This is a genomic window from Allorhizobium sp. NPDC080224, from assembly GCF_050281005.1.
In the GTDB taxonomy this organism is placed as follows: domain Bacteria; phylum Pseudomonadota; class Alphaproteobacteria; order Rhizobiales; family Rhizobiaceae; genus Allorhizobium.
Genome location: NZ_JBNNWJ010000001.1, coordinates 579,171 through 600,180, shown reverse-complemented (window position 1 = coordinate 600,180; position 21,010 = coordinate 579,171). Strand labels below are relative to the sequence as shown.

At 62.1% G+C, this 21,010-nt stretch carries 20 protein-coding genes; 11 read left to right on the top strand and 9 right to left on the bottom strand.

Features of this window, described 5'->3' with window-relative positions; translation table 11 throughout:
- Positions 1–55: 55 nt before the first annotated feature.
- On the bottom strand, positions 56–1,747 hold the full coding sequence (locus tag ACQKP1_RS02900; protein WP_427274135.1) for an HWE histidine kinase domain-containing protein: 1,692 nt from the start codon (positions 1,745–1,747) through the stop codon (positions 56–58).
- 101 nt (positions 1,748–1,848) lie between these two features.
- On the opposite strand from ACQKP1_RS02900, the gene ACQKP1_RS02895 reads away from it, so the two are divergent.
- Entirely contained in the window at positions 1,849–2,124 is a 276-nt protein-coding gene (locus ACQKP1_RS02895) for a BON domain-containing protein (RefSeq protein ID WP_427274134.1), read from the top strand.
- Between the two features lie 149 nt (positions 2,125–2,273).
- Here the strand turns inward: ACQKP1_RS02895 and ACQKP1_RS02890 are convergent, their stop codons facing one another.
- Positions 2,274–2,528 carry a hypothetical protein gene (locus ACQKP1_RS02890; protein ID WP_203019643.1) on the bottom strand — a complete coding sequence of 85 codons (255 nt, stop codon included), beginning with the start codon at positions 2,526–2,528 and terminating at the stop codon, positions 2,274–2,276.
- Between the two features lie 83 nt (positions 2,529–2,611).
- Entirely contained in the window at positions 2,612–4,459 is a 1,848-nt protein-coding gene (treZ, locus tag ACQKP1_RS02885) for a malto-oligosyltrehalose trehalohydrolase (protein WP_427274133.1), read from the bottom strand.
- 202 nt (positions 4,460–4,661) lie between these two features.
- On the opposite strand from treZ, the gene ACQKP1_RS02880 reads away from it, so the two are divergent.
- Entirely contained in the window at positions 4,662–4,838 is a 177-nt protein-coding gene (locus ACQKP1_RS02880; RefSeq protein WP_203019641.1) for a hypothetical protein, read from the top strand.
- 22 nt (positions 4,839–4,860) lie between these two features.
- Here the strand turns inward: ACQKP1_RS02880 and ACQKP1_RS02875 are convergent, their stop codons facing one another.
- Complete coding sequence (locus ACQKP1_RS02875) at positions 4,861–5,955, bottom strand: glycoside hydrolase family 25 protein (RefSeq protein WP_427274132.1); 1,095 nt, start codon at positions 5,953–5,955, stop codon at positions 4,861–4,863.
- Positions 5,956–6,224: 269 nt separating this feature from the next.
- On the opposite strand from ACQKP1_RS02875, the gene ACQKP1_RS02870 reads away from it, so the two are divergent.
- From ACQKP1_RS02870 to ACQKP1_RS02860, 3 genes are all read left to right on the top strand, one after another.
- Complete coding sequence (locus ACQKP1_RS02870) at positions 6,225–6,764, top strand: histidine phosphatase family protein (RefSeq protein WP_427274131.1); 540 nt, start codon at positions 6,225–6,227, stop codon at positions 6,762–6,764.
- Between the two features lie 393 nt (positions 6,765–7,157).
- Positions 7,158–7,667, top strand: coding sequence for an acyl-CoA thioesterase (locus ACQKP1_RS02865; protein ID WP_427274130.1), 510 nt, complete (start codon positions 7,158–7,160; stop codon positions 7,665–7,667).
- An 80-nt stretch (positions 7,668–7,747) separates the two neighbouring features.
- Positions 7,748–8,503 (top strand): SDR family oxidoreductase, encoded by a 756-nt coding sequence (locus ACQKP1_RS02860; protein ID WP_427274129.1) that lies wholly within the window; start codon positions 7,748–7,750, stop codon positions 8,501–8,503.
- 24 nt (positions 8,504–8,527) lie between these two features.
- Here the strand turns inward: ACQKP1_RS02860 and ACQKP1_RS02855 are convergent, their stop codons facing one another.
- Positions 8,528–9,178: a GntR family transcriptional regulator gene (locus tag ACQKP1_RS02855; protein WP_427274128.1), complete on the bottom strand. Its 651-nt coding sequence runs from the start codon at positions 9,176–9,178 to the stop codon at positions 8,528–8,530.
- Between the two features lie 375 nt (positions 9,179–9,553).
- Here ACQKP1_RS02855 and ACQKP1_RS02850 point away from each other — a divergent pair, with 375 nt between their 5' ends.
- Genes ACQKP1_RS02850 through ACQKP1_RS02830 form a run of 5 tightly spaced genes read left to right on the top strand, consistent with a single transcriptional unit; the run spans position 9,554 to position 15,777 of the window.
- Positions 9,554–10,768, top strand: coding sequence for an NRAMP family divalent metal transporter (locus tag ACQKP1_RS02850; RefSeq protein WP_427276384.1), 1,215 nt, complete (start codon positions 9,554–9,556; stop codon positions 10,766–10,768).
- Between the two features lie 22 nt (positions 10,769–10,790).
- Positions 10,791–11,555 carry a LamB/YcsF family protein gene (locus tag ACQKP1_RS02845; RefSeq protein ID WP_427274127.1) on the top strand — a complete coding sequence of 255 codons (765 nt, stop codon included), beginning with the start codon at positions 10,791–10,793 and terminating at the stop codon, positions 11,553–11,555.
- Positions 11,556–11,577: 22 nt separating this feature from the next.
- On the top strand, positions 11,578–12,384 hold the full coding sequence (locus ACQKP1_RS02840; protein WP_427274126.1) for a putative hydro-lyase: 807 nt from the start codon (positions 11,578–11,580) through the stop codon (positions 12,382–12,384).
- A 7-nt stretch (positions 12,385–12,391) separates the two neighbouring features.
- Positions 12,392–13,993: a 5-oxoprolinase/urea amidolyase family protein gene (locus ACQKP1_RS02835; protein ID WP_427274125.1), complete on the top strand. Its 1,602-nt coding sequence runs from the start codon at positions 12,392–12,394 to the stop codon at positions 13,991–13,993.
- Between the two features lie 47 nt (positions 13,994–14,040).
- Complete coding sequence (locus tag ACQKP1_RS02830; RefSeq protein ID WP_427274124.1) at positions 14,041–15,777, top strand: acetyl/propionyl/methylcrotonyl-CoA carboxylase subunit alpha; 1,737 nt, start codon at positions 14,041–14,043, stop codon at positions 15,775–15,777.
- Between the two features lie 122 nt (positions 15,778–15,899).
- Here ACQKP1_RS02830 and ACQKP1_RS02825 read toward each other — a convergent pair whose 3' ends face one another.
- The 3 genes from ACQKP1_RS02825 to ACQKP1_RS02815 all read right to left on the bottom strand — a co-directional run bounded on the left by ACQKP1_RS02825 (position 15,900) and on the right by ACQKP1_RS02815 (position 18,804).
- The gene (locus tag ACQKP1_RS02825) at positions 15,900–16,091 is read right to left on the bottom strand and encodes a CsbD family protein (protein WP_006726327.1); all 192 of its coding nucleotides are present in this window, start codon (positions 16,089–16,091) and stop codon (positions 15,900–15,902) included.
- A gap of 280 nt (positions 16,092–16,371) precedes the next feature.
- A complete protein-coding gene (locus ACQKP1_RS02820) occupies positions 16,372–17,199 on the bottom strand; it encodes a p-hydroxycinnamoyl CoA hydratase/lyase (RefSeq protein ID WP_427274123.1) in 828 nt (275 codons plus the stop codon).
- 48 nt (positions 17,200–17,247) lie between these two features.
- Positions 17,248–18,804 (bottom strand): AMP-binding protein, encoded by a 1,557-nt coding sequence (locus ACQKP1_RS02815; RefSeq protein ID WP_427274122.1) that lies wholly within the window; start codon positions 18,802–18,804, stop codon positions 17,248–17,250.
- A 165-nt stretch (positions 18,805–18,969) separates the two neighbouring features.
- Between ACQKP1_RS02815 and ACQKP1_RS02810 the strand changes: the two genes are divergently transcribed.
- Complete coding sequence (locus ACQKP1_RS02810; RefSeq protein ID WP_006726330.1) at positions 18,970–19,482, top strand: MarR family winged helix-turn-helix transcriptional regulator; 513 nt, start codon at positions 18,970–18,972, stop codon at positions 19,480–19,482.
- A 62-nt stretch (positions 19,483–19,544) separates the two neighbouring features.
- Here ACQKP1_RS02810 and ACQKP1_RS02805 read toward each other — a convergent pair whose 3' ends face one another.
- Positions 19,545–20,990 carry an aldehyde dehydrogenase gene (locus ACQKP1_RS02805; RefSeq protein WP_203019909.1) on the bottom strand — a complete coding sequence of 482 codons (1,446 nt, stop codon included), beginning with the start codon at positions 20,988–20,990 and terminating at the stop codon, positions 19,545–19,547.
- Positions 20,991–21,010: the final 20 nt, after the last annotated feature.

The window sequence follows — 21,010 nt, the reverse complement described above, 5'->3', positions numbered from 1 at the left end:
CCTCCAAAGTGGTCATCATCAACCCGATGACGCACCGAAAGGTTCCTGTGCCAGCCTAGTCGGTGGACCCGGCGAGGAAGGAAGAGAGCGGCGCGACCAGCGTCCAGCGCAAGCCGGCGGGATCGAAATCGATCGTGACATCGCCGGCAAACGCGCTTGCCGCATGGCGCTCGATGACGGTCGATCCGAAGCCACGCCGTGTGGGCTTCGTGACAGGCGGACCGTATTGCTCGATCCATTGCAGCCGAAGTCGAGGCTCTTCCTCCTGCGTCTCGGGCTCCAGCACCTCCCATTCGATGCGAAGCCGGCCTTCGAGAACCGATAGAGCCCCGTATTTGACGGAGTTGGTCGCCAGTTCATGAAAAACCAGGCCGAGATTCTGGACGGCGTTCGCGTTGACCAGCAGATCCGGACCGCGACGATGGATGCGATCCACCGATCCCGTGACGGTGGTCAGTTGCAAGTCAACGAGCGACGCCAGCGGAATACCGCCCCATTGCTGCTTGGCAAGCGCTTCGATCGACCGTGCAAGCCCCGCCAGGCGCCCGCTGACGGCCCGCTGAAACTCCTCGACGTCATCGGTGCCGCGGGCCAGCTGCCGCATCATCGCCTGGACCAGCGAGAGGATGTTCTTGGTGCGGTGAACGAGCTCCTGCAGAATGAAGTGGATGCGTTCTTCCGCCTCTGCCCTGTCGAAGGAAGCATTCGACAGAGCCACAGCCACCTGGTTTGCCTCGAGGATCTTGGTGCGCTCCGGCGAGACGATCTCACCATGACCGATGCGCTCCGCCATGCATGCAATCCTTCGGATCGCCGAGCGCAGATGGTGGGCAGCGACCAGAACGATCGCAAGCAGCAAGGCCATGAGAACGAGGCTGCCGATCAGAAAGCTCTGCCAGAGGGAAATGAACGAGCTTTTGAGACTGTCTACGGGTCCCCAGACCAGAGCGCGCCATGGCCAGTCCGCAACTTTCGCGTATCCCATCAGATACTGTCGACCATTCTGGTAAAAGACGGCACTGTTGTTGGAGCCATACATCAGATCCAGCCAACTTTGCTCGATTTCAGTACCGGATGGCTTGTTCTCGGCGCCGTTCGACACGACGATCCGGCCATCGCCATCCACCAGCGCGGACGACCACCCGGCCGGCAACGCCTCGCGCGCGGCAAGGCTTGCAAGGCTTGCCGCATCCTGGGTGAGCACGACGGCGTTAATGCCGTCCGAAGTCCGCGCGGTGACAGGCATGGTCAGGTTGACCACCCAGCGCTCGCTCGTCGCGCCGAAGAAGACGCCCGAAAGCTCGACCTTGCCGGAGCGCAGGGCGGCCATCACCGAGTCCGGATTGGCCATGGGTTTCAGTGTGGCGCCCCAGGGCATCCGCGTGTTGAGGACTTGTACCCCGTCCCGCCGCGCCAGCATGACATAGAGAGAGCTCTCCTTGAGGCTTTCTCCGACGCGCGCATGGAATGCCTGCAGGTCGCCCTGCTGCAGCTCGACGGAATTCGCCACAAGGGCGAGCGTCGTTTCCATGTCGGCGATCTTGCGCTCGACGGCGCGGCTTATGGCCTGGGCATCGTCTGCCACGTCCGTGCGCATGGTCTGAAATTGCGATCGCTCGAGCTGCAACAGCAAAAAGGCGACAAAGGCGAGAAGCGGGACTGTTGCCAGAACGGCCATTGCGGCAAGGTATGAGCCGATCGACGCAGTCGGAAAGAGACCAGCGAACAACCTGCCAACGCGGTTCAAGGCACCGCCCTCCTGCAGCGAGGCCCAGAAATCATGGGGACTTCGGCGAACCAAATGCGCGTGCGGGCGTTAGGATGGTGACCGCGACACAGGAGGTTGCCATGATATTCAAGCCCCAGCGTTTCCATGGAGAGGCCCCCGAGGTGGCTGAAGAGTTTCCAGCCGAGGCTGAGCTCGAGCAACGGGTCGCCGACGCGCTGGCCGCTTCTGACGGTGTGGGGGCGGAAGGCCTTCGCGTCGTGGCGACCGGCAAGGAGATCTTGCTGTTCGGCGGCGTCGCGAAGCGCGAGGAGATGGACAGGGCCGTGGAAGTCGCGCTTGCGGTCCCAGGGGTCGAAAAGGTCACGGTCCGGATGGAAAGCGGCGAAGCGCCATGACACTGGGGAATGGGTCACGCACGTGCCGCGGCGTCGCATAGCGGCCGAACGCCGGGGACAGGCTGCACGCCACTCCCAAGGACCCGCCGGGATCACCTTTGCGTCAATCGGTTTCACCTATATTCCGATTTTTCTGGCCAGACGAAACGTCAGGCGCGTCCACCCATGCCGGTCGTGCCGTCCGGCCCCCATGCCTGCGCAATGCCGGCAATCTCCTGCATACGTCCCCGCAAATCCTGCTGGCGCAGAACCGTCACTTTGCGGATGGAGACTTTGCTCGCGGAATATTCTCGCGCAGCTTCCACCGCGAGCCGATAGCTCGGGTAAACGGCCGACTGTCCTTCCTCCGACAGAAAGCACCAGCCATTGGCTTGGGGAATAATATCGCAATACACCTCAGTCATGCCGCACTCCTCCTGATTTCACTAGAACGTGCGATCGGCTCGAGGGTTCCTGCCAAGGTGCAGTTTTTTTACGTCAGGGCCTTTTAGCCGCAGGCTACAATCAGGCTTGCCGCGGGAAAGCGTGAGAGATCCCGGATGTCTGACTGAGCTTCGGGCGGCATGGCATGGATGGTGGCTCCATGGACCGGCGGCAGCGTTGCAATCTCATCGCTGAAATTTGCCCGCAACTGCCAGCGATGCTCCCCCAGCTGCCAATCGATTGCCAGCCTCCCCTCCTCCGCCATCAGCACAAGGCCGACGCCGCCGCCGACATCTGCAAGCAGAGGCATCAGGTGACGCTTTCGTTTTTCGATCAGGTCACGGCAGATGGTTCGTGAAACCATCCCTCGTTCGGTTTCAGCCTCCTCCCAGTCGAGCTTGGAGGCGATGAAGGTCTCGAGATCATTGGGGTCGCGAATTTCCTGAAGCTCGAGGTCTTCCGTGCCGAAAGCTTTGGCTTCCCGCAGTCGATCCTCGGGAGAGTTCTGATCGAGATCCGGAGGGTAGTCGCTGAAAAAGAAGAACCTGCCGCGTGATCGAAATTCATCGCCCATGAAGAGCATCGGAATCTGCGGCGCGAGCAGCAAGATCGCCATTAACCGCTCGGCAAGATCGGGGTCGATGAGGCTCCACAAGCGATCGCCGCGGCCGCGATTGCCGATCTGATCGTGGTTCTGCAGAAAGTTGATGAAGGTGACGGGCGGCAGGTGGCCGCTTGGTTCGCCCACCAGTGCATCGCCTTTGCCCTCGATCCGCTCACCCTGGATGGCGAAGCCGGTTGCGAGCGTCTTTGCGATGCGTGGCCAGAAGTTCTGGGCGAAAACCTTGAAATGCCCAACATGCTCGCCGGTGGCCCAGGCATGGATGAGGTGGTGATAGCCATCATTCCAGACCGCATCATAGAGGCGGACTGCGTTGTCTTCGCTTCGCTCGTGGAGCGCGGTCATGTTGCGGCTGTCTTCGACCACCAGATGGACGTGACGCCCCGGCAAAGTCTTGCGGATAAGAAGCGCCAGCTCTTCGACGAAGTGCTCGTCGCTGTCTGCGTCTTCAATCCGGTCGACAGCATCGAAGCGGAGGCCGTCGAGGGCAAATTCTTCCAGCCAGTAAAGCGCGTTTTCCGCGATGAGGTCACGCATCGGCTTGCGGGACACATCCGGCCTCGGTCCCCAGGGGGTGCCTTCAGCCATGAAGAGATCCGGCGCGTAGACTTGCAGATGATTCCCATCGAGCCCCAGGTGATTGTAAACGACATCGAGCATGACCATCAGACCGAGGCCATGGGCGGCATCTATGAAGGCCTTCATGTCATCGGGGGAGCCATAAGACGGATGGGGCGTGTAGAGAAGTACGCCGTCGTAACCCCAGCCGCGCTTACCCCCGAAGGCGGCAACGGGCATCAATTGAACCACTGTCACCCCAAGATCTGCAAGGGCAGGCAATCTTGCCGCTGCCGCCGCAAATGTGCCTTCGTCGGTGAAAGTCCCCACGTGGATTTCATAGACTACGGCTTCAGACCAGGGACGGCCCGTCCAGCCTCTGTTCTTCCAGCGATAGGCGGTCGGATCGACAACGAGCGACGGACCGTGAACATCCGATTTCAGAGCGCGGCCGGCGGGATCGGGCACATGTCTCCCATCCGGGAGCACGAAGGCATAAGGCGTCCCTGGCGCGACGTTGGTCGCGAGGAGCTCCCACCAGCCATCGCCCATGGCCGTCATCGGCACCTCTTCATCGATCAGGCGAAGGTTGAGTGTCTCGATGCCCGAGGCCCACAAGCGAAACCTCACCTCGCCGGCAGCGATGTATTCCGCGCCCCAGCTTTTGGGAAACACCCGGTATTCCGGATCGACCGGACGCTCGTCTTCGGGCCTTGATCGCTGTTCGTCCATCCGCTCGCCTTCTCCCTCAGTTCATCCGGTGGATCGAACAATATGGACAAGGGTAAAGTTCCGGCACGGATGCGAGGAGCGCAGAACGGCGGCAATGAGGGCTGCCGGGTTTTCAGGAACAAAGTCGAGGGCGGCGGAATTGCTTCTTCATGATGCCGAACCCGGCCACATTCCGCGGCGGGCGGTTCTCAGGGAGATGATCATGACCACCCCAAACCCTTCGACGCCCTATGACGACCAGCCCCCGATGCCTGCTCCGACCTGGGCTCCGGAAGTCCCCATCGAGGAGCCGCAGCCGGACGTCTTGCCGGACGAGGTGCCGACACCCAATCCCGACGAGACGCGCGATCCGCCCGTGACGGAGCCGTCGCCTATCTGACACCCTTGTGTCGACGCGGGCCTCAACGCAGGCCCGCGACCCTCTCCCAGCTTTTCTTGCCCGCGACCCAATTCTGCCAGTCGGCGACCGAGCCATAGAAGACATTCAGATCGATCTTGCCATTGACGCCCTGGGAGAGGCCGGAGCCGGAATACTGCCAGAAGACCCACTTGCGGCCCGGATAGACCTTGGACGGATGGGCCGCGACCGAGCGGAGCCAGAAGGGGTAGTCGAGGAAGTGGCCGCGCAGATTGTCCTTGTAGAAGTCGGGGGCCGTGTAGATGACCGGCCGCTTGCCGTAATGCCGCTCGAGACGATCCATGAAGACCTGCATCTTTTCGCGCGCCTTTTCCGGCGAGAGGCGGAAGCGGCAGCTGGATTCGCCGTTGTATTCGACGTCTATGACCGGCGGCAGGGCATCCGGATCACGCGGGACGTTGCGGATGAACCAATCCGCCTGCTCCGAGGCGACGCGGCACCAATAGAAGAAGTGGTAGGCGCCGCGCTTGACTCCCGCCTCCTTGGCCCGCTTCCAGTTGGTGTGAAACATTGGATCGAGATGGTCGCCACCATCAGTCGCCTTGATATAGGCGAAGTTGGCGCCCTGGCTGCGTAGCGTCTGCCAGTCGATATTCCCCTGCCAGCGCGAAACGTCCACGCCGTGCACGGCATGATGCTTCGGTGTCACCTTGCCGAAGTTGATCGGCTTGGCATCGCTGAAGCGCTGATTGAAAACGCGATGGCGTCCGTTGGAGCGCTCAGTCGGGTCGCGGGGGGCAAGGACCGCGCGTATCGGCGACGACAGCATGGCCATTGGCCGCTGGTTGGGTACGGGCATGCCGGCGGTCATCTGCGGCGTATCGAAATGCGCCTGGTTCGGCGTGTCTCCAGCCCAGGACAAAGCCTGCGGGTCACTGCCGGATGTCGACGCTACGGATGCAATGGAACCTGTTTGCTCGTCGACGGCGACGGCAGGTGTCGGGGCCGCGGCAGTCTGAACCTGTTGGGGCGCCCGCTTTGAGCCAAGTTGCAGGGCTTCTATCGGATTGGTGCGAGCACTGCAGCCGGCAAGCACCAGACAGCCGATGAGGAGCGAAGGGACAACCTTGGAACGCATGGCACAAGAACTCAAACTAATGCCGGGCGCATTCGAAGTCGGACACCCGGGGGCCTCTGGGAATTGCTAACAAAGCTTTACCGGGAAAAGGTGAATGCAATCTTTACGGGCCGAGCCCAGGTGCCGTGCTTTGAGTTCGAATGTCCGCTCTTCACAGAGATGTGCACCGCGCCGGCGATCTCGATTGTTTCGCGCGCCGTAGAACAAGGTGTTCGGTTTTTCGTGGTGCCCGGGGAACGACAGCCATGCCTTCACGACGCGCTTTTCTGATGACTTCGTTTTTTGTCCTGGCGAGCAAGCCTGCGCGCAGCGCCGATCCCTGGGAGGCGTGGCGCGCCAAGCGGGCCTTCGTGCTTCTGCGGCATGCGATCGCGCCTGGAACGGGTGATCCTGCCGGCATGCGCCTGGGCGATTGCAGCACGCAGCGCAATCTCTCCAATGAGGGCCGGTCCCAGGCGCAGCGCATCGGCTCCTTGCTGCGCGAAAACGGGATCGACAGGGCGGCGGTCCATTCGAGCGAATGGTGTCGATGTCTCGATACCGCACGTCTACTGGACCTCGGGCCGGTGTCGCCGCAGCCGCTTCTCAATTCCTTTTTCGGCCGAGCGGAGAATGGCGCGACACAGACGGAAGCTTTGCGAACTTGGCTGTTAAGCCCGCCTGCGGACCTACCTCTTGTGCTCGTCACGCATCAGGTGAACATCACGGGGCTGACATCGATCGTCCCGCGCAGCGGCGAGCTCGTCTTAACGTCCATCAATCCAGCCGGCGCGGTCAGCGTCATCGGCCGGCAGTCCGCCGGGGCATGACAGGAAAAATCATGCGGCACAAATGGGGACCGCGCGTGATGAAAGGACTTGAAACAGGCTTAGGTGCGGCGGCAATCCAGACATGCCCCGGCGGACGCGCCGGCAGGGTCGGCGGTCGCATATTTCTCCAAATGCGGGCATGACGGGAGTCTAAAATCTGCATCGATCGGTGTCCCCGCGCATTCTGCCCTGTCAATGGGAACAATCCCGAGGTGTCATCGCAGTCACGGCAAAATCGTGCACGCTGTGCTGGCCTCGCAGAGTTGGCAGGAAGCGCGAAGTTCGGCTGCCTCAGGGGTGCTTCAACAACTCTTCTGCCTGCACAGTGTGACACTTGCGCCGATCGCGCCGCACAATACGATGGGGAGCAGAAAAAAGCGCAGAGGGCATTTCATGGACGAACCGCACGACACCAGCCAACTCGAGATGGTGGTCCTGATGACACCCGACATGGCCAATTTTTCCGGCAAGGTGCATGGCGGCGCGCTGCTCAATCTGCTCGATCGGGTGGCCTATTCCTGCGCTTCGCGCTACTCGCAGCAATATGCGGTGACCTTGTCGGTGGATCAGGTCGTGTTTCGCCAGCCGATCCATGTCGGCGAGCTTGTGACGTTTCGGGCGTCGATCAATCATGCCGGTCGGACCTCGATGGAAGTGGGCATTCGGGTCGAGGCCGAAAACATCCGGACCGGCGAGCGGCGGCACACGAATTCCTGTTACTTCACGATGGTCGCTGTCGATGCCGAAGGCAGACCGACGGCTGTCCCTCCCTATGCGGCGCAAACCGACATTCGCAAACGCCGCCAGCGCGCTGCCGAAACACGACGGGCGCTGCGTCTGGAGTTCGAAGCGCGCTTCAGGGAAGCGAGCCTGACAGCGGACGAAACGCTTCCAGCGAACTGAGTAGCCGTCCCCTTGCCTTGACTTTGTTTGAGCCTTGGCCAAGTCCGGGGTGACGATCATTGTGAGTGAGGGTGGATAGAATGCAGAAGCTTTTCGATCTTTCGGGCCGACGGGCGCTGATCACCGGGTCATCTCAAGGCATCGGCTTCGCCCTCGCCTCCGGCTTGCAGCAGGCCGGCGCGGAGATCGTGCTTAACGGACGCAGTCTGGACAAGCTCGAGGTGGCTGCAGCCAAGCTTGGATCCGGGGCGAGGGTCCTGCCGTTTGACGTGACCGATCATGTGGCCGTGCGTGAGGCAGTCGACCGCTTCGAGGCGGACGTCGGTCCGATCGACATCCTCGTCAACAATGCCGGCATGCAGCATCGGGCGCCGCTGGAAGACTTCCCGGCCGAAGCGTTCGAAAAGCTGCTGGCCGCGAATATCTCGAGCGTTTTCAATGTCGGTCAAGCTGTCGCGCGTCACATGATCGGCCGCAGGCGCGGCAAGATCATCAATATCGCCAGCGTCCAGACGGCACTCGCACGTCCGACGATCGCGCCCTACACCGCGACCAAGGGAGCCGTCGGGAACCTCACCAAGGGGATGGCTACCGATTGGGCACGGCATGGGCTGCAATGCAATGCGATTGCGCCCGGCTATTTCGAGACACCGCTCAACGAAGCCCTCGTGGCAGATCCGGAGTTCACGGCCTGGCTGTCGAAGCGCACGCCGGCGGGGCGTTGGGGCAAGGTCGAGGAATTGGCCGGGGCCTGCATCTTTCTCGCGTCCGACGCGTCGTCCTTCGTCAACGGCCATATCCTCTATGTGGACGGAGGCATTACCGCGTCCCTCTGAGCGCCCACCTGGAGGTATCTGTCTTCAGATCCGGGAGAAGGCCGCCAGCACCGTCCGTTCGGACTGCAGGAGATAGGCTTCCAAGGCGGCGGCGGCGCCCTTCGGGTCGCCCGCCACGAGTTTTTCGAGAATGGCCGCATTCATCTCGACATAGGGCGCGTGCAGCAGTTCGGGCTCTTTCAGCAGGCCGAAGCTCAAGCGCAGTTCGGCAGCGATCTGCGCATAAAAGCCCGTCAGTCTTTCACTGTCGGCCAGATCGACGATTGCTGCGTGGAATTTCATGTTCTCGCTACCGACCGCAGTCCAGTCGTTGAGCTTGCTCGCCGCACGGGCGGTCTCGACTGCCGCCTGCATGCGAGCAACTGCGGGATGGTTGGGATAGGCATTGGAAAGTGCCTGACACTCGACCAGGCGGCGAACGCGGTAGATATCGATGATCGAGGCCATGCTGGGCGTTGCGACGAAGACACCCCTGTTCGGTTCGTGCTGAAGCAGACCGTCTTTAGTCAAGAGCCGGAAGGCCTCGCGCAGCGAGTTCCGCGACACAGCAAAGTCGGCGCTCAGGGCAGCTTCCGACAAGCGCTGGCCGGGCTTTAGCTCTCCGCTGATCAATCTGTCGCGAATTGCTTCCGCCAGGCGTGGCGCCAAAGCCGCTGTCGTTTCCGTCTCTGCCATGCTCACTCCCCAAGGTGCCGGCCCCAAGGTGCCGGTTAGCCCGCTGCATCTTCACAAGCCATCCATCGATCGGTGGATAACTCCGCTGCCTTATCGTCCATGTGCGAAATCGCAGCAAGGCGGGAGCCAATCACGGCCAAAAATTGTTCTTGGACAGCGGGAAACTGCTTATCCGAGTATCAATTTGCTCAACATTGCGGCAATCGAGTAGAACGATCAAATAAAATCGTTGAACAATATTGACAGAATTGTGAAACCACGAGAGGCTACCCTTTGCAGGTGAACAACAAGCCCCGCGCAAAGCCGGGACAGGTCAACCGAGAGGGTAACATGGAACAGACTTCGACAGCTCCCGATGGAGCCGCATCCGGCGGTATGTCCGCAAAGACGCGCCGCGGCGCCTTGATCGCCGCAATCTTTCTCATGGCGACGTCCGCCATCGGGCCCGGTTTCATAACCCAGACCGCAACATTCACGACAAGGCTCGGATCCGCTTTTGCGTTTGCGATCCTCGCCTCGATCCTCATCGACTTCGTGGTCCAGCTGAACATCTGGCGGATCGTCACGCTGACCAAGATGCGCGCCTCCGACATCGCGAACGCCGCCATTCCCGGCACCGGCTATGTGCTGGCGATCCTCGTCATCGTCGGCGGGTTGTTCTTCAACATCGGCAATATCGGCGGCGGCGGCCTCGGCCTCAATGCGCTGCTGGGCCTCGACCCGAAACTGGGCGGCTCGATCAGCGCATTGCTTGCGATCGGCATCTTCCTGTCGCACCGAGCAGGTGTGGCGATCGACCGCGTCATCGTCGTCGCTGGCCTGATGATGATCGTATTGACCGTCTATGTCGCGTTTGTCTCGCAGCCGCCGGTGGGTGACGCCTTCTTCCAGACCTTCCTGCCGAGCACCATTGATTTTGCGACGATTACGACGATCGTCGGCGGCACGGTCGGTGGTTACATCACCTATTCCGGCGCCCACCGTCTGCTCGACAAGGGCACGGTTGGTATCGAGAACCTCGGCGCTGTCAACCGCGCGGCCCTGACCGGCATCGCAGTCACCGGCGTCATGCGCTACGTGCTTTTCCTTGCCATCCTCGGCGTCGTCGCAAGCGGTGTCGTCATCGACGTCACCGGCGCTGGCGCCAACCCGGCGGCCCAGGCTTTCCAAGCGGCGGCCGGCGATGTCGGCATGCGCATCTTCGGTGCGATCTTCTGGGCAGCCGCCATCACCTCCGTGATCGGCGCGGCCTATACTTCGGTGTCCTTCGTCACCGTCTTCAAGAAGGACATGACCGAACGCGCCCGCAACATCGCGACCGTCATCTTCATCGCTGTCTCGCTGTTCTTCTACATCATCATCACGACGCCGCCGGCGCAGATGCTGGTCTTCGTCGGTGGTCTGAACGGCCTCATCCTGCCCATTGGCCTCACCATCTTCATCTATGCCGGCTGGGCGCGGTCCGACCTGATGGGCGGTTATCGCTATCCGCGCTGGCTGCTGATCCTGGGCGCTCTGACTTGTGCGCTCACCTGGTACATGGGCTACAAGTCGATCGGACCGATCTTCGCGCTGCTGACCGCGGCCTGAGAACGAGAACAGGGAGGAAGACATGACTGCCATCGATCTGAACAGCGACCTCGGCGAAAGCTATGGCGCCTGGGCCATGGGCGACGACGAGGCGATGCTCTCCATCGTCTCCAGCGCCAATGTCGCCTGCGGTTTTCATGCCGGCGATCCGCTCGGCATCATGAAGACTGTGAAGGCTGCCGCCGAGCGCGGCGTTTCAATCGGGGCACATGTCTCCTACCCGGATCGCGTCGGCTTCGGCCGCCGCGACATGGATGTCACCTCGGCGGAACTCACCGCCGACGTGATTTACCAGATCGGCGCGATCAAAGGCATCGCTGCGGCAGCGGGGGTCAGTGTCGGATACGTCAAGCCGCATGGGGCGCTCTACAACCGCATCGCCCATGACGCCAAGCAGGGACAGGCCGTGATCGACGGCATCAAGGCGATCGATCCTGATCTTGTGATGATGGGGCTTGCGGGGTCACCGATCCTCGAGCTTGCCCGTGCCTCCGGCCTCCAGGTTGTTGCCGAAGCATTCGCCGACCGTGCTTACACACCCGCCGGAGCTCTTGTTTCTCGTCGGGAGGCAGGTGCCGTCCTTCATGATGCCGAACTGATCGCCAGGCGCATGCTGCAGCTGGCACATGAGGGTACGATCGAGGCGATCGACGGGTCCACGATCAAGATCGATGCGCAATCGATCTGCGTGCATGGAGACAGCCCTGGCGCCGTCGCGATCGCACGCGAGATCCGCCAGGCCTTCGAAAAGGACGGCATTGTTGTGCGGTCCTTCCTGACGCGCTGACACTCCAACCAGAGGACATTCGATGATCAATCTCGACACACTGCGGCATGTCGATATGGCGGCAGCGCGGGCGGCCCGAGAGCGCTATCGCAGCGGCGCCATTGAGCCGACTTCGGGCGTGGCACCGGGCTTCACCCAGGCCAATATGATCGTGCTTCCACGCGACTGGGCCTTCGACTTCCTGCTCTATGCCCAGCGCAATCCGAAGGCCTGCCCGGTGCTCGACGTGTCTGATCCGGGCTCGCATGCGACCGTGCTTGCCAAGGGAGCGGACTTGCGTCGTGATGTGCCGCTCTATCGAATCTGGCGCGACGGCCAGCTTGCCGAGGAGGTGTCGGACGCAAGTGCAGCTTGGGCGGAGCATCCCGATCTCGTCAGCTTCCTGATTGGCTGCAGCTTCACCTTCGAAACGCCGATGATGGAGGCCGGCATCGAGATCCGCCACATCACCGACAAGTCGAATGTGCCGATGTATCTGACCAATCGGGCCTGCCGGCCCGCGGGTCGGTTGCAAGGCAATCTGGTCGTCTCGATGCGGCCAATCCCCGCGGCGCGCGTTGCAGACGCTGCCACGATTTCAGGCCGCTTCCCGGCCGTGCATGGGGCGCCGGTGCATATTGGCGCGCCGGAAGAGCTCGGCATTGCCGATCTCGGCAAACCCGAGTTCGGCGACGCCGTGCGGATCGAGCCGGGCGAAGTGCCGGTCTTCTGGGCCTGCGGGGTGACACCTCAAGCGGCCGTGATGGCTTCGAAAGTTCCGTTTGCGATCACCCACGCACCCGGCCACATGTTCATCACCGATATACCCGATTCCGCCTATCACGCCTGAGGTCAAGATGCGTTTTCTTCCCGTCAGCCTGACCGTTCTGATCGTCGAATTGAAGGATCTCGACGAGACGCTCGCGCTCTTCGCCTCGCTTGAGGCGGAGCCGGTCGAGGGGGTTGTCGACATCGTGCCGGCCGCGCGCACATTGATGATCCGCTTTCGTCCGGAGACGCTGACGGCCGAAAAGCTGGCGGCGGCGATCAGCACGCGCGACCTTTCGGCCAAGATCGCGCCATCCGACATGCTGGTCGAGATCCCCGTCAGCTATGACGGTGAGGACCTTAAGGATGTCGCTGATCTGACGGGCTTGTCGATTGCGGAAGTGATCGAACGACATACCGCAAGCGAGTTCACCGTCGCCTTCTGCGGCTTTGCCCCCGGCTTCGGCTATCTCGTCGGTGGCGATCCGGCACTGCAGGTGCCGCGGCGGCAAAGCCCGCGGACAAAGATCCCTGCCGGCTCCGTTGCGCTTGCGGGTGCCTTTTCCGGCGTCTATCCGCAGGCGAGCCCCGGTGGCTGGCAGATCATCGGCACGACGCCCCTGAAAATGTGGGATCTGACGCGCGAGCCGCCGGCGCTCTTCCAGCCGGGATACCGGGTGCGCTTCTTTGATCTGGCCAAACGTGCGCAGACCACGATCGCGGCCGGCACTTCGGATACGGTCGCGACCGCTGCGGTCGAGCATTCAGCAGCAACCACCATCAAGGTCACGGCAGCCCCTGTGCCGGCGCTGGTGCAGGATCTCGGTCGCTTCGGTCAGACGGGCCAGGGTGTCTCCTCCGCAGGTGCGCTGGACCAGGGCGCGTTCCGGGCTGCGAACCGCATCGTCGGCAATCCCGTGGAGGCCGCCTGTCTCGAAGTGACGCTCGGCGGATTTGCGTTTGAGGTCTCCGGTCCCACTGTCATGGCACTCACCGGTGCGCCCTGCCCGCTTAAGATCCTTGACGTCAAGGGTCATGTGATCGAGTCTGCGGGCTATCAACCCATCTCGCTCGAAGCCGGTGATCGCGTGACCTTAGGCTTTGCCGCCCAAGGCGCACGCAGCTATCTCGCCTTTCGCGGGGGCATCGACGTGGCGCCGGTGCTTGGCAGCGCGTCGACCGATACGCTTGCGGTCGTGGGTCCGGAGCCGGTCGGGCTGGGCGCGGCGCTTGCCGTTGGCACCTCCGAGCGCAGCCTTTCACCCGTATCGCTCACCGAGGCGCCCGCCTTCGATTGTCCAGCACCGGGCGACATCGTCACGCTCGATGTGGTTATGGGGCCACGCAGCGACTGGTTCACCGAGCACGGGATCGAGACGCTTTCGTCCCAGATCTATGACGTGACGCCGCAGTCGAACCGGGTCGGCATCCGGCTTTCCGGCGCCGAACCGCTTGAGCGCAAGGACAAGGCAGAGCTTCCGAGCGAGGGCACGGCGACCGGCGCGATCCAGGTTCCACATAGCGGCCAGCCGGTTCTCTTCCTCGCCGACCACCCTCTGACAGGCGGTTATCCGGTCATCGGCACGGTCGCCGAATATCATCTCGATCTTGCCGGGCAGATCCCGGTGAATGCCAAAATCCAGTTCCGGCCCATCACGCGCTTCGCCGAGATCATGCCCGACAGGGCATGACCCGCCGCGCCGCGATGAAAGCCCAAGAAGACAGTGAGGAGACCCCGATGAAAAAAGTGCTGATTGCCAATCGCGGCGAAATCGCCGTGCGTATCATCCGCGCCTGCCGCGACTACGGGCTCCAATCCGTCGCCGTCTATGCCGATCCGGACATGGATGCAGTGTTCGTCAAGCTCGCAGACGAGGCCTATGGCCTTGGCGGCAGCCGACCGGCGGAGACCTATCTCGACATCGAGAAGCTCATCGACATTGCGAGGCGGTCAGGAGCCGATGCCGTCCATCCCGGCTACGGCTTTCTCTCCGAGCGCGCCGAGTTCGCCCGCGCCGTGCAGGAGGCGGGGCTTGCCTGGATTGGCCCAGACCCTGAAGTCATCGAAGCGCTCGGCGACAAGGTCGAGGCACGGCGGATCGCGCAGTCGGTCGGTGCGCCACTGGTTGCTGGCAGCGATGGCCCGGTCGAGACCGCCGAACAGGTTATCGCTTTTGCCAAGCAGCATGGACTTCCCGTTGCGATCAAGGCCGCCCATGGCGGCGGCGGACGCGGCCTGAAGGTTGCCTGGAAGATGGAGGAAGTGGCCGAGCTCTATCATTCGGCCGTGCGTGAGGCAGAGGCCGCCTTTGGTCGTGGCGAGTGTTTCCTGGAGCGTTTCCTCGACCGGCCGCGCCATATCGAGGCGCAGGTTCTGGCAGACAAACACGGCAATGTGCTCGTCCTCGGGACGCGTGACTGCTCGCTGCAGCGGCGCAACCAGAAACTCGTTGAGGAGGCACCAGCGCCGTTCCTGACCGACGCGCAACGCCAGTCGATCCATGAAGCGGCCAAGAAGATCTGTGCAGCCGCCGGTTACTCGGGTGCGGGTACGGTCGAGTTCCTGCTCGGGGTCGATGGCACCATCTCGTTCCTGGAAGTGAACACCCGTCTGCAGGTCGAGCATCCCGTAACCGAGGAAACCACAGGCATCGATCTCGTGGTGGAGCAGTTCCGTATTGCCGAAGGCAAGGCACTCGAGGTGCTGGAGACCCCTGCCCCGCGCGGCCACTCGATCGAATTTCGGATTAATGCCGAAGACCCCGGCCGCGGCTTTCTGCCGACGCCGGGTGCGATCACCCGCTTCGATCCGCCCTCGGGCCCCGGCGTTCGCCTGGATACCGGTGTTGTCAGCGGCTCGACCGTCCCCGGGACTTTCGATTCTCTCATGGCGAAGCTGATCGTGACCGGCTCGACGCGCGAGCAGGCGCTAGCCCGCGCGCGCCGGGCCTTGGCCGAGTTCAAGATCGAAGGCGTTGCAACCGTCCTGCCCTTCCATCGCGCGGCCATGGAACACCGCGATTTCACCGGAGAAGAAGGCTTCCGCGTTCACACCCGCTGGATCGAGACGGATTTCGCCGAGCCGCTTGCGGCCGCCTCCCGTCCGGAGCCGGTCTCAGATGCGTCCCTGATCCGAACCCATGTCGAGATCGATGGCAAAAGACACGAGCTGGCGATCCCAGCTCTGTTGCTATCCGGCCTCGGCAATGTGTCCGGCGTACAGGCTGGCGGTGCAGAAACCTCATCCGGCAAGACGGAAGACAGCATGAGCATTGCCGCGCCCATTTCGGGCACGTTGCAGGCGTTCAAGGTCGTGGAGGGTTCAGAGGTGCAAAGCGGCGAGCTGATTGCGGTGATGGAAGCGATGAAGATGGAAACCCAGGTCATCGCAGCGCGAGACGGGCGTGTCAGCTTCAAGAGCGAGGCAGGCGTCTATCTGGCTGCAGGACAGGAAATCGCGCGCTATCTGGACTAAGTGCTCATGCGTTTGGGCTGGTAGGGCTCGCCGAACGGTGTCGGCCAATCTGATCTGAAAGACTGCGCTTGAAACAGCAAAAGGCCCGCCGATGGCGGGCCAAACGCTGAAGTCGATGAGACTTAGGCCTTGTCGACGACGTTCTTCACGGCGTCCTTGGCTTCACCCTTGACCTGCTGGCCATGGCCCTTGGCTTCCTGAGCCGCGCCCTTGGCCTCCAGGCTGTGGTTGTCGGTGGCGTCACCGACGGCCTGCTTGGCCTTGCCTACGAGTTCATTCGTCTTGCCGGAAATCTTGTCGGATGTGGAACCCATTTTCGTTCTCCTTGTTGGCGGTAACGCACAGCTTTCAATTCGCTACCCGGTCATTTCCGCCGGGAAAGTCCATCTCGCGCTGCTCAACGATCCGCTTGCACCTACAATGCTTTAGGGCGCGGTTCGTTCCGATGCTTGAGGCCGAATACGCCGGATAAGGTGGGTTCATCTGGAACACGAATGTGTGAGGCTCCCCCTGTTGCTGCGCGTCCGCAGAACACAGAAAAACCGGTGATGAGGTCACCCATCACCGGTTCGTTTGATCCATTCAACCCGACAGTTAGCGCTTGTAGGCGCCGAGACCAGGACGGTAGGTCTTGTCGTCGAGGAACTGCTTCAGGCCCTCGGCGCGGCCGTTGCTCTTGTCGAGGAAGAGCATCTGCTCCAGCTTGGCGTAGATGTAGTCGTCGGCCTGTTCCCAGGGCATGTTGCGCACGCGCTTGAACGTGTCCTTAGCAGCCTTGAGCACGACGGGGTTCTTTTCGAGCAGGCTTGCACAGAGAGCACGGACGCGGGTGTCGAGATCGGCCAGCGGCACGGACTCGTTGACGAGGCCCATCTCGCGCGCCTTCTGACCGCCGAAGGTCTCGCCGGTCATGATGTAATAGAGCGAGTCCCGGTGGTTCATCACTTCCGCAACGGCGCGCGTAACATTGCCGCCCGGCAAGATGCCCCAGTTGATTTCCGAAAGGCCAAACGTGGCTTCATCAGCGGCGATCGCGAGATCGCAGGAAACGAGCGGCGTGAAGGCGCCGCCGAAGCACCAGCCGTTGACCATGGCGATGGTCGGCTTTTCGAAATACATCAGGCGGTTCCACCAGCCACCAGACTGACGGCGGCTTTTGAGGACAGCCGCACGGCCCTTGCCGTCGTTTTCGCGGAAGTACTCCTTCAAGTCCATGCCGGCCGACCAGGACTGGCCAGCGCCACGCAGAACGAGAACGCCGCAGCGATCATCGGCCTCCAATTCGTCCAGCACTTCCAGCATGCGGATGTTGAGCTTCGGATTCATCGCATTGCGCTTCTCCGGACGGTTCAGAGTCACGAAGGCGATGCCGTTGTCGAATTCGACCAGAACCGGCTCTGGCGTGGTGTTTGTCTCAGTCATGATGGCTCCTTGAGGCATTTCTTGGGGCATAGGCCCGGTCGAAGGTGTTCAGCTGTTGGCATGGGCCTGGCGCAGGATGTGCTTCTGCGCCTTTCCGGATGCCGTTCGCGGGATCTGGTCGAGAAAGACGATGCGGGCCGGGCGCTTGTAGGACGCCAGACGATCGGCACAATGGGCGAGGATTTCGTCGGCAGAGGGCAAGTCCGCCTGAGCAACGATGAAGGCGACGCCGCATTCGCCCCATTTCGGATCGGGCAGTCCCAGCACGGCAACATCGCGGACCTTGGGATGCGCGCCGATGACGGCCTCGATCTCTGCTGGGAAGACGTTCTCCCCACCGGAGATGTACATGTCCTTGAGCCTGTCCGGGACGTAGATGACGCCCCCTTCACCACGTCGGCCAAGATCCCCCGTGCGATACCATTCGCCAACGAAAGCCCGGGCAGTCTCGCCCGGATTGTTCCAATAGCCCGGCGTCACCGAGGGACCCTTCACCCAGATCTCACCGACCTCGCCATCCGGAACGTCCTGACCGTCATCACCGACCAGCCGCACGGCGAGGAGCGGTGCGGGATAGCCGACGCTGCCGGGATGCCGCGCGACCGCATCACGATCCAGAGGTACGTGAATGGTCGTGCCGGCTTCGCTCATGCCATAGCCGTTGACGAGCGGAATGCCGTCTTGGAGGAAGGTCTCGATCAGCGCCGGCGACAGTGGCGCCCCGCCGATGAAGATTGCCTGAAGCGCCTTCAGAGCCTTCGGGTCCCAAGCGGGAGCGTTTCGAAGGGCCGCGGCCATTTGCGGAACCGCGAAGTAGTGGGTGATGCCGAGCGCGGGATCACCCAGAACGGAAAGGGTGCGGTCGGGAATGAAGCGATCGGAGATGACCAGGCGTCCGCCCATCATCAGCGTCGTGCGTCCGATCGCGACCAGACCGATGGTATGGAAAAACGGCAGATCACACAGCGTGACGGAGTGGCTGGTGACTTCACCGACGAGCGAAAAGTTGACGGCCGAGGCAAAGGCATTGCGGCGAGTGATGATCACACCCTTGGGGCTCCCCGTAGTCCCCGAGGTGTAGAGCATGATGCAGGGCGCATCCGCATCGACCGCGGCTGGCTCTGCCCGCGGTGAAGACGCGACCATCTCGGCCCAGCCACCGCCGCCTTCAATCGGGATGGTTCGCGGCATTGCCTCGGAGATCTCGGCGAGGACTGACGCGAACTCTGCATCATGCAGCAGCAGCGAAGGCTCGCAATCGGCGATGATCTGCCCGAGTTCGGCTGCGCCGAGGCGCCAGTTCAAGGGCACGAAGACCAAGCCTGCGCGCTGGCATGCAAGGCACACGGTGATCTGCTCGATGGAGTTGCGCCCCAGAAAGGCGATGCGCTGCATGGCCGGCCGATTGCCAACGATCTCCAGAAGCCGGTAGGCGGCGCGGGCCACGGCGAGATCCAATGTCCCATAATTCAGGGTTCGTCCGGTCGCAACGTCGTAGACCGCTGGTCGCTCCGGCGTTACCTCAGCGCGGTAGATGACGGGATCGTCCGTCTCAAGGCCGACGGCTCCCCTGACTGCCAGAACAGACTTGATTTCAGGCTGCATGCTTGTCCTCCTCATCGCCACCCCTGAGGGGCCTCCTTGGCGAATTGTATGCTAAACATACTAATTGACCTCCGAATGTTTGACAAGCGGCAATTTGACTGTTGCAGTCGAAAGTGATCATGAATGAATCAGCAGTTAAGATGCCGCATGATTGGAAGAGCAGCCATGACTCGACACAATGACCTGAAGCCAGCGAATGACGACGATGTCTTCGAAGTGGGCTCACCATTACGCACAGGCCGCCTCGACGACATTCTCGGCTTTCACCTCAGGATGGCGAATGTCGCCATCTATCAGGACTACACGGCCGCCATGGGCGACATCGGGCTGACGCAGAAACAGTTTGCCGTCCTCGAACTGATCGCCGCAAATCCACGGGTGAGCCAGATCGACATCGCCAACCAGCTCAGCATGGACCGGGCCACGATGATGGCATTGGTGAACCGTCTGGAAAGCCGCGATCTTCTGGAACGGCAGCCTTCCCCCGTCGATCGGCGGCGCCAGGAACTGCTGTTGACCGAGGCGGGAGCTGAGGTCTTGAAGCAGGCACGCAACATCCAGCAACAGCACGAGCTGCGCTTCACCTCGCGGTTTTCGCCCGAGGAGCTGGAGCAGTTCATCGAAGGCTTGAAGCGTGTCTATGCCGACATCATCCCACGCAACAGCCAGACCGACTGATCGGTCTTGAGCGTAGCACAACATGAAACGGCCGCCCGTGGGCGGCCGTTTCTATTTGGAGATCAGAAGGGATAGTGCTGGTTCGGGTCTTCGATGGTGATCCAGCGCAGCTCCGTGAACTCGGAGATCGCGGCCTTGCCGCCGAAGCGACCATAGCCACTGCCCTTGACGCCACCGAACGGCATCTGCGGCTCGTCGAAGACCGTCGGGCCATTGATGTGGCAAATGCCGGACTCGATGCGCGCGGCAACGGCCAGAGCACGGCGGATGTCGCGGCTGAAGACGGCGCCGGAGAGACCATACTCGGTGTCGTTGGCGACGCGGATCGCTTCTTCCTCATCCTTCACGCGGATGATCGGCTTGACCGGGCCAAAGCTTTCTTCCTGATACATCCGCATGTCCGAGGTGACATTGTCGAGCAAGGTTGCTTCGACGACGCTGCCTTCCCGCTTGCCACCGGCAACGAGCTTCGCGCCCTTGGAGACGGCGTCTGCGATCAGCTCGTCCATCTTCTTTGCGGATTCGAGGCTGATGAGCGAGCCAAGCACGACATGGCCCTTCGGGTCACCGGCCGGCAGCTTGGAGGCCTTGGCCGCGAGCTTGGAGACGAACTCGTCGGCGATCTTCTCATCGACGATGATGCGTTCGGTCGACATGCAGATTTGACCCATATTGGCAAACGCACCGAAGGCGGCAGCGTTTACGGCCGCGTCGATATCGGCATCATCGAGGATGACGAGCGGCGCCTTGCCTCCGAGCTCCAGAAGAGCCGGCTTCAGATGACGACCGCACAGTTCGCCGATGATCTTGCCGACCTTGGTGGAGCCGGTGAAGTTGACGCGCTTGACTGCCGGGTTGGTGATCAGGGCTTCGACGATCTGGGCTGCATCCTCGGGCGCATTGGTGATGACGCTGATGGCGCCCGTCGGAAGGCCGGCTTCAACGAGGCACTGAGCGATGAGACGATGGGTGCCAGGGCACTGCTCCGATGCCTTCAGGATCACGGTGTTGCCGCAGGCGAGCGGCATGGCGACCGCGCGGGTGCCGAGGATGATCGGCGCATTCCACGGCGCGATGCCAAGGCAGACGCCAACGGCCTGTCGCATGCCCATGGACAGCGAACCCGGCTTGTTGGACGGGATGACTTCGCCCGAGATCTGGGTGGTCATGGAAGCGGCTTCGCGCAGCATGCTTGCAGCAACCATGACGTTGAAGGCGCCCCAATGGCCAGTGGCACCGGTTTCGGCAACCACGAGTTCGGAGAACTCGGCGGTCTTCGATTCCATGATGTCAGCAGCCTTGAGTAGGATCTTGCGGCGCTCACCGGGGCCGGTCTTCGACCAAGCCGGGAAGGCTGCAGCAGCTGCATCTACGGCTGCGTTGGCATCCTCGAGGCTCGCGGCCGAGGCCGTGGTCGCCACTTCCTGCGTAAAAGGATTGATGCGGGTAAAAGTGCGTCCGCCAGCGGCTGCCTTTTCGGCACCATTGATCAACAGCGAAACATGCATATTCATGGATCTTCCTCCTC